Origin of the sequence: Thioalkalivibrio sp. ALE19 (assembly GCF_000428605.1) — a bacterium.
GTDB lineage: Bacteria > Pseudomonadota > Gammaproteobacteria > Ectothiorhodospirales > Ectothiorhodospiraceae > Thioalkalivibrio.
This window is the reverse complement of the sequence record NZ_AUAG01000047.1, coordinates 1-7,134: the sequence shown is the minus strand read 5'-3', so window position 1 is coordinate 7,134 and position 7,134 is coordinate 1. Positions and strand designations below refer to the sequence as shown.

Annotated in this window: 5 protein-coding genes; 3 read left to right on the top strand and 2 right to left on the bottom strand. The window is 65.3% G+C overall.

Annotated elements, in window-relative coordinates; genetic code table 11:
• Positions 1-180 precede the first annotated feature (180 nt).
• From F787_RS0113700 to F787_RS0113690, 3 genes are all read left to right on the top strand, one after another.
• A complete protein-coding gene (locus F787_RS0113700; RefSeq protein WP_028492547.1) occupies positions 181-1,098 on the top strand; it encodes an MBL fold metallo-hydrolase in 918 nt (305 codons plus the stop codon).
• Positions 1,099-1,291: 193 nt separating this feature from the next.
• Positions 1,292-5,134: a DUF3683 domain-containing protein gene (locus F787_RS0113695; protein ID WP_028492546.1), complete on the top strand. Its 3,843-nt coding sequence runs from the start codon at positions 1,292-1,294 to the stop codon at positions 5,132-5,134.
• A gap of 103 nt (positions 5,135-5,237) precedes the next feature.
• Positions 5,238-6,062 carry a rhodanese-like domain-containing protein gene (locus tag F787_RS0113690; protein WP_028492545.1) on the top strand — a complete coding sequence of 275 codons (825 nt, stop codon included), beginning with the start codon at positions 5,238-5,240 and terminating at the stop codon, positions 6,060-6,062.
• A gap of 10 nt (positions 6,063-6,072) precedes the next feature.
• Here the strand turns inward: F787_RS0113690 and F787_RS0113685 are convergent, their stop codons facing one another.
• Complete coding sequence (locus F787_RS0113685; RefSeq protein WP_018870056.1) at positions 6,073-6,282, bottom strand: DUF2905 domain-containing protein; 210 nt, start codon at positions 6,280-6,282, stop codon at positions 6,073-6,075.
• Between the two features lie 6 nt (positions 6,283-6,288).
• Positions 6,289-6,951 carry a ribose-5-phosphate isomerase RpiA gene (gene rpiA / locus F787_RS0113680; protein WP_019569142.1) on the bottom strand — a complete coding sequence of 221 codons (663 nt, stop codon included), beginning with the start codon at positions 6,949-6,951 and terminating at the stop codon, positions 6,289-6,291.
• Positions 6,952-7,134: the final 183 nt, after the last annotated feature.

Genomic DNA, 7,134 nt, shown 5'->3' with positions numbered 1-7,134 from the left:
TGGAAAAGGGCCCCCTCGCGGGGCCCTTTTTCATGGATATGACCGGCCAGGATGAGAACCTGGAAGGTTCGGCGGAGCGCAGCGGAGCAACGCACTCGCGCAGCTCTTTTACGGAATGTCGGTCTTTCTCCACGCGTCTGTGGTCTATAGTCAGTCCCAGGTTTCGAGCAAGGAGAAGCCATGTCCGTACCCGAGAATCCGTATCCCGAGGTCACTGTCGATACCCGCGCCCGTCAGGTGGAAGGGACCAATGCCTGGTACATGATCGGTTTGTCGGGCATCCCGGGCCCCGACAACGAGGGCCACACTTCCAACGCCGGTTTCGTGGTGACCGACGAAGGCGTAGTGGTCTACGACGCCCTGGGGACCCCGGCCCTGGGGTTCGAGATGATCCGGCGGATCCGGGAGGTCACGGAGAAGCCGATCCGCTACGTGATCGCGGGTCATTACCATGCGGACCATATCTACGGCCTGCAGGCATTCGCCGATCACACTGAAGCGCGCATCATCGGTCAGCGGCGTGCGGAAGATTATCTGCGCGGGCCGGGCGCCGAATCCCGGCTGCAGCAGCGCCGGGGCGTGCTCTATCCGTGGGTGGACGAAGACACCCAGGTGATCCCGCCGGACGAGCTGTTCGACGAGGAGTACACCATCGAGCTGGGCGGCAAGACCTTCCGCCTGCTGCATGCCGGTCCGGCGCATTCACCGGATGACGTCATCATGGTGGTCGAGGAAGACGGCGTGGTGTTTGCCGGCGATATCGTGTTCGACGGGCGCATCCCGTTCCTCGGCGATGATGCCCTGGATTCCGGGAACTGGGTGAACCGCCTGGAGCAGGTCGAGGCGATGGAGCCGAACTTTCTGATCCCGGGGCATGGCGACGCGACCGCCAATGCCCGGCGCGCGGTGCGTTTCACCCGGGACTACCTGGTGAAGCTGCGCGAGCACATGGCGGAATCGGTCGAGGACATGATGTCCTTCGAGGAGGCCTACGCTGCCATGGACTGGTCCGAATACGAAGACCTGCCGGCGTTCGACCAGACCAACCGTTCGAACGCCAATGCGGTGTTTCTGGAGATGGAATCCCAACTGTTCTGACGCCGCATTATCTCCGCAGCTGACCGGGCCCGGGCTGTTCCGGTCCCGGTCGGGCGTGCACGTCGATCAGGGTTTCCTTAATATTGCGCAATTACTTTGGTGCCAAAAGAATGGACCGCGAGTGCGAGATCGTGCTTTCGGTCCGGCTGGCCGTTAACCTTGCGCTTCACTCTGATCGGGAGGCCCCGCCTCAATGACCGCCGAACGCGTGCGCGAAATACCGTACAACTACACTTCCTTCTCCGACCGCGAAATCGTCATCCGCTTCCTCGGGTCCGATACCTGGGAGCTGCTCAACGAGCTGCGTGGCGAACGCCGTACCGGCGTGTCCGCGCGCATGCTGTTCGAGGTCCTGGGGGATATGTGGGTGGTCACGCGCAACCCGTACATCCAGGACGATCTGCTGGGGGACCGCAAGCGTCGCCGTTCGTTGATGGATGCGATGCAGCACCGCCTCGACCAGATCGAGGCGCGTGCCGAGGGCAACGAGAAGGCCCTGACCCTGGCCCGGCGTGCCCAGGCGGCGCTGACCGCGTTCGCGGAGGAGTTCGACAAGACGCTGGCGCTGCGTGACAAGGTTCGCAAGCGCATGAACGGGCTCACGCACAAGGACAATATCCAGTTCGGCGGCCTGGCGCGGGTCTCGCACGTGACCGATGCGACCGACTGGCGCGTGGAGCTGCCGTTTGTGGTGCTCACCCCCGACTCCGAGGAAGAGATGGGGCCGCTGGTGGCGGCCTGTATCGAGCTGGGCCTGACGGTGATCCCGCGCGGGGGCGGCACCGGCTATACCGGCAGTGCCGTGCCGCTGTCCAAACGCTCGGCGGTCATCAACACCGAGAAACTGGAAGGCCTGGGTGACGTGCAGCGGCGCAGCCTGCCGGGTGTGGACCGCGAAGTCCCGGTGGTGCACGTCGAGGCGGGCGTGGTGACCAAGCGCGTCTCCGAGCTGGCCGACAACAACGGCCTGGTGTTCGCGGTGGACCCGACCTCGCAGGACGCCTCCACGATCGGCGGCAACGTGGCCATGAATGCCGGCGGCAAGAAGGCGGTGCTGTGGGGTACCGCGCTGGACAACCTGGCCGCCTGGACCATGGTGACCCCCGAGGCGGACTGGATGTATATCGAGCGCCTCGATCACAACCTCGGCAAGATCCACGACGCGGAGACCGTGCGCTTCCGCGTGACCCGTTTTGAGGCGGACGGCCGGACGCAGAAGGGCGAGCCGGAGATCCTGGAGATGCCGGGGGCACAGTTCCGCAAGACGGGGCTCGGCAAGGACGTGACCGACAAGACCCTGATGGGCGTACCGGGTATCCAGAAGGAGGGCTGTGACGGTCTGATCACCTCGGCCGAGTTCATCCTCCATCGCATGCCGGACAACGCCCGCACCGTGTGCCTGGAGTTCTACGGCACCGATCTGCACGAGGCGGTCCCGGCGATCGTCGAGATCAAGGATGCGGTGGATGCGGAGGAAAACGTGCTGCTGGCGGGCCTCGAGCACCTCGACGAACGCTACGTGCGGGCGGTGAAGTACACCCCCAAGGGTGCGCGCGGCGACCTGCCGAAGATGGTCCTGGTGGCGGACATCGTGTCCGATGACGAGGACGCGCTGGGCCGCCTGGCCGCGCAGATGGTGCGCGCGGCCAACGCCCGCAATGGCGAGGGCTTCATCGCGGTCAGCCCGGAGGCGCGCAAGCGGTTCTGGGCCGATCGCGCCCGCACCGCGGCCATCGCCCACCACACCAACGCGTTCAAGATCAACGAGGACGTGGTGATCCCGCTGGAGCGCCTGGCGGAGTACACCGAAGGGGTGGAGACCCTCAACGTCCGCGAGTCGCTGACGAACAAGCTGGCGATGGTCGACGAGATGCTGGAATGCATGCGCGGCGACCATCCCGAGCTGCGCGAGTTGCTGGAGGATGCCGAGGGCGAGGGCCAGCAGTGGTTCGAGACCAAGCGCCAGCGCGCGGTCGAGGTGCTGGAGTCCGTGCGCGATCGCTGGTCGCGCATCGCCGACAACTTCCACACCCTGGCCTCCGAGTGCGACGAGCTGCTGGATGACACCGCCCGCGCGGACATGCGCCCGCACGACAAACTGATCCACCTGCTGCTGCGTCGCAGCCTGCGCATCTCCTATCGCGCGGAGGTCGAACGGCCGCTGTTCGACATCTTCAATGGCCACCAGATGGAGTCGGTGCGCAAGCGCCTGACCGCGATCCACGACCGCGTGCTCACCAGCCGGCTGTTCATCGCCCTGCACATGCATGCGGGCGACGGCAACGTGCACACCAACATCCCGGTCAATTCCAACGATTACCCGATGATGCACCAGGCCGAGCGTCTGGTGGACGAGGTGATGCGCCTGGCGCGCGAACTGGACGGGGTGATCTCCGGCGAGCACGGGATCGGCCTGACCAAGATGCAGTACCTGGATCGCGACCGCATCGACTCGTTCGCGAAGTACAAGAAGCAGATCGACCCGAACGGGGTGTTCAATGCCGGGAAGCTGCTGGAGGGTTCCGGCCTGAACAACGCCTATACGCCGTCGCTGCGTCTGGTGAAGCAGGAGGCGCTGATCCTCGAGCAGAGCGAGCTGGGCGATCTCAACGACGAGATCAAGGACTGCCTGCGCTGCGGCAAGTGCAAGCCCGAGTGCAACACGCACGTGCCGCGCGCCAACCTGCTGTACTCGCCGCGCAACAAGATCCTGGCGACCGGCCTGATCGTGGAGGCCTTCCTGTACGAGGAACAGACCCGACGCGGGCTGTCGCTGAACCACTTCGAGGAGATGAACGACGTGGCCGATCACTGCACGATCTGCCACAAGTGCCTGAACCCGTGCCCGGTCGACATCGACTTCGGCGACGTGACCATGCACATGCGCTCCATCCTCAACAAGAAGGGCAAGCGCAAGGCGTCGCCGGCCACCATGATGTCCATGGCGTTCCTCAACACCAAGGATCCGGCCGCGGTGAAGGGCATCCGCAAGGGCGCGATCCAGATGGGCTATGCGGCCCAGCGTCTGGGTCACTGGTCGTTCAAGAAGCTCGGCCTGACCGGCGAGGGCAAGCGGCCCCGCTCGACCACCGGCAAGGCGCCGGTGCACGAGCAGGTCGTGCATTTCGTGAAGAAACCCATGCCGGCGGGGCTGCCGAGTCAGACCACGCGGCAGATGCTGGGGCTGGAGGACTCGCGCTACGTGCCGATCCTGCGCGATCCGGTGAAGACGGACATGGACTCCGACGCGGTGTTCTACTTCCCGGGCTGCGGCTCCGAACGCCTGTTCAGCCAGGTCGGCCTGGCCACCCTGGCGATGCTCTACGATGCGGGTGCGCAGACCGTGTTGCCGCCGGGCTACCTGTGCTGCGGTTACCCGCAGAACGCCGGCGGCGACTTCGAGAAGGGGTCGCAGATCAGCACCGAGAACCGGGTGCTGTTCCATCGCATCGCGAACACCCTGAACTATCTCGATATCAAGACGGTGGTGGTGTCCTGCGGCACCTGCATGGATCAGCTGCTGAAATACGAGTTCGAGAAGATCTTCCCGGGCTGCCGGCTGCTGGACATCCACGAGTACCTGATGGAGAAAGGCATCAAGCTGGAAGGCCTGCAGGGCGTGCAGTACATGTACCACGATCCCTGCCATTCGCCGATGAAATCGCACAAGCCGACCGAGGTCGCCGGCAAGCTGCTGGGCCAGGAGGTCCTGAAGTCCGATCGCTGCTGCGGCGAGGCGGGTACCTTCGCGGTGAGCCGCCCCGACATCGCGACCCAGGTGCGCTTCCGCAAGCAGGAGGAGCTGCACAAGGGCATCAAGCAGCTGACCGGCGAGGAGAAGGCGGAAAACGGCAACGTGAAGATGCTGACCTCCTGCCCGGCCTGCCAGCAGGGCCTGTCGCGCTATCGCGAGGACACCGGGCTGGACACCGACTACATCGTGGTGGAGATGGCCAACCGGCTGCTGGGCGAGGACTGGCAGAAGGGCTTCATCGACCGGGCGCGTGAAGGAGGCATCGAGAAGGTCCTGCTCTGAGCGGCGGTTTCCCGTACACTGCGCAGTGGAATAAACGGAGTTCACGGGGCGTCGCAGGGAAGGCCGTATCCCGCGGCCCCCTGCTGACGTCAACGGAGATCGCATGAGCTTTCGTCATTTCGCTGTTCGTTCGGGTGTGTTCGCCCTTGCCGCCGGCCTGCTGGCCACCCCTGTCACCCTCTCGGCCCAGCTGGCGGAGTTTCCGGGGCGTCATCTTTACGAACGCTTCGGGGTGGAGGCCATCGAGCTGTTCGACCTGCGCGGTCAGTTCAGCGGCTCGACCCTGGTGGACGTGCGCCCGCGCGCGGAATACGACGTGGTGCGGATGCGCGACGCCCATCACGTGAATCTGCACGCCCCCGATTTCGACGAGCGCGTCCGCGACCTGGAAGCCCGGGAGGGCAGCCCGCTGGTGTTCTACTGCAACGGGCGCGACAGCCATCGGGCGTACCGTGCGGCGGCGCGGGCCAGCGATGCCGGGCTCGATGCCGTGCTGGCGTATGACGCCGGCATGCATGACTGGGCGCAGAGCTATCCGCGCTTCTCCCGCCTGTTCGGCGAAGCGGTCGAGGACGGCGATCTGATCCCCGACGCGTCGTTCGAGGCGCGGCTGCTGGATGGCGAGACGTTCGCACGCCGGGCCCAGGAGGACGACAGCCTGCTGCTCGACATCAGTGGTGCCGGGGACGAGGATGACATCGCCCTGTTCGGCGGACGCGAACGGGTCATGCCGGTGAACGAGCCGGAGGCCCTGGACGACGCCCTGCGTGCGGCCGCCGCGGACGGCGACACCCTGCTGATCTTCGACCAGCACGGACAGCAGGTGCGCTGGCTGCAGTATCGCCTGCGCGAGCTGGGCATCGAGGACGAGCGTTATTACTTCCTCGAGGGCGGGATGCAGGCGTTCTACGATGAGGTGATGGGCTGAGAGAGCGGGGTCAGCGGCGAAAGAAGCTCAGGATCAGTGACAGCACGATGCTGACGATGATCATGGTCGTCAGCGGGAAGTAGAAGCGGCTGTCACCGCGTTCGATCACGATGTCCCCGGGGAGTCTTCCCCAGGGGATCTTTCCCAGCCAGGGCCACAGCAGCCCGATCAGGACGATCGCGCCGCCGATGATGATCAGCCACTTGCCGGTCTCGTTCATCGTGCCTCAGTGGCGGTGGAGTTCGCGCACGCCCTTCTCGCTGCCGATCAGCATTACGTCGGCCGGGCGCCGCGCGAACAGCCCGTTGGTCACCACCCCGGCGATGTGATCGATCTCCGACTCCAGCTCCACCGGGTTCATGATGCGCAGGTTGTGGACGTCGAGGATGACGTTCCCGTTGTCGGTGACGAAACCTTCGCGCAGTTCCGGATTGCCGCCCAGGTTCGACAGCGCGCGGGCCACGTGGCTGCGGGCCATCGGGATGACCTCCACCGGCAGCGGGAAGTTGCCCAGATAGTTCGCGATCTTGGTGTCGTCGACCACGCAGACAAAGGTCTCGGAGGCGGCGGCCACGATCTTCTCGCGGGTCAACGCGCCGCCACCGCCCTTGGTCAGGTGCAGGTGGGTAGTGGCCTCGTCGGCGCCGTCGACGTAGATCGGCAGCGGGCCGGCCGAATTCAGGTCCAGGACCTCGATGCCATGTTTGCGCAGGCGCTCCGCGCTCGCCTCGCTGGAGGCGACGGCCCCGTCGATGCGGTTCTTCATGCCCGCCAGGGCATCGATGAAATAGTTGGCGGTCGATCCGGTGCCGACACCGACCACCCAGCCGTCCTCGATCTTCGACAGGGCCGCTTCGGCCACCGCCTTTTTCATTTCGTCCTGAGTCATCGCTTCGTCTCGCATGTTCTTGATATAACCTGCCGAGCATAACCATCCCGACGTTGACGGGACAAGCGCCGCGCAGCTCTCGCGCCGTCATTGCGAGTCATGCCATGCCCAGTCATCGCGAGTCGCGCAGCTCTCCCCCCTCGTCATCGCGAGTCGCGGAGCGACGCGGCGATCTCCATCCGA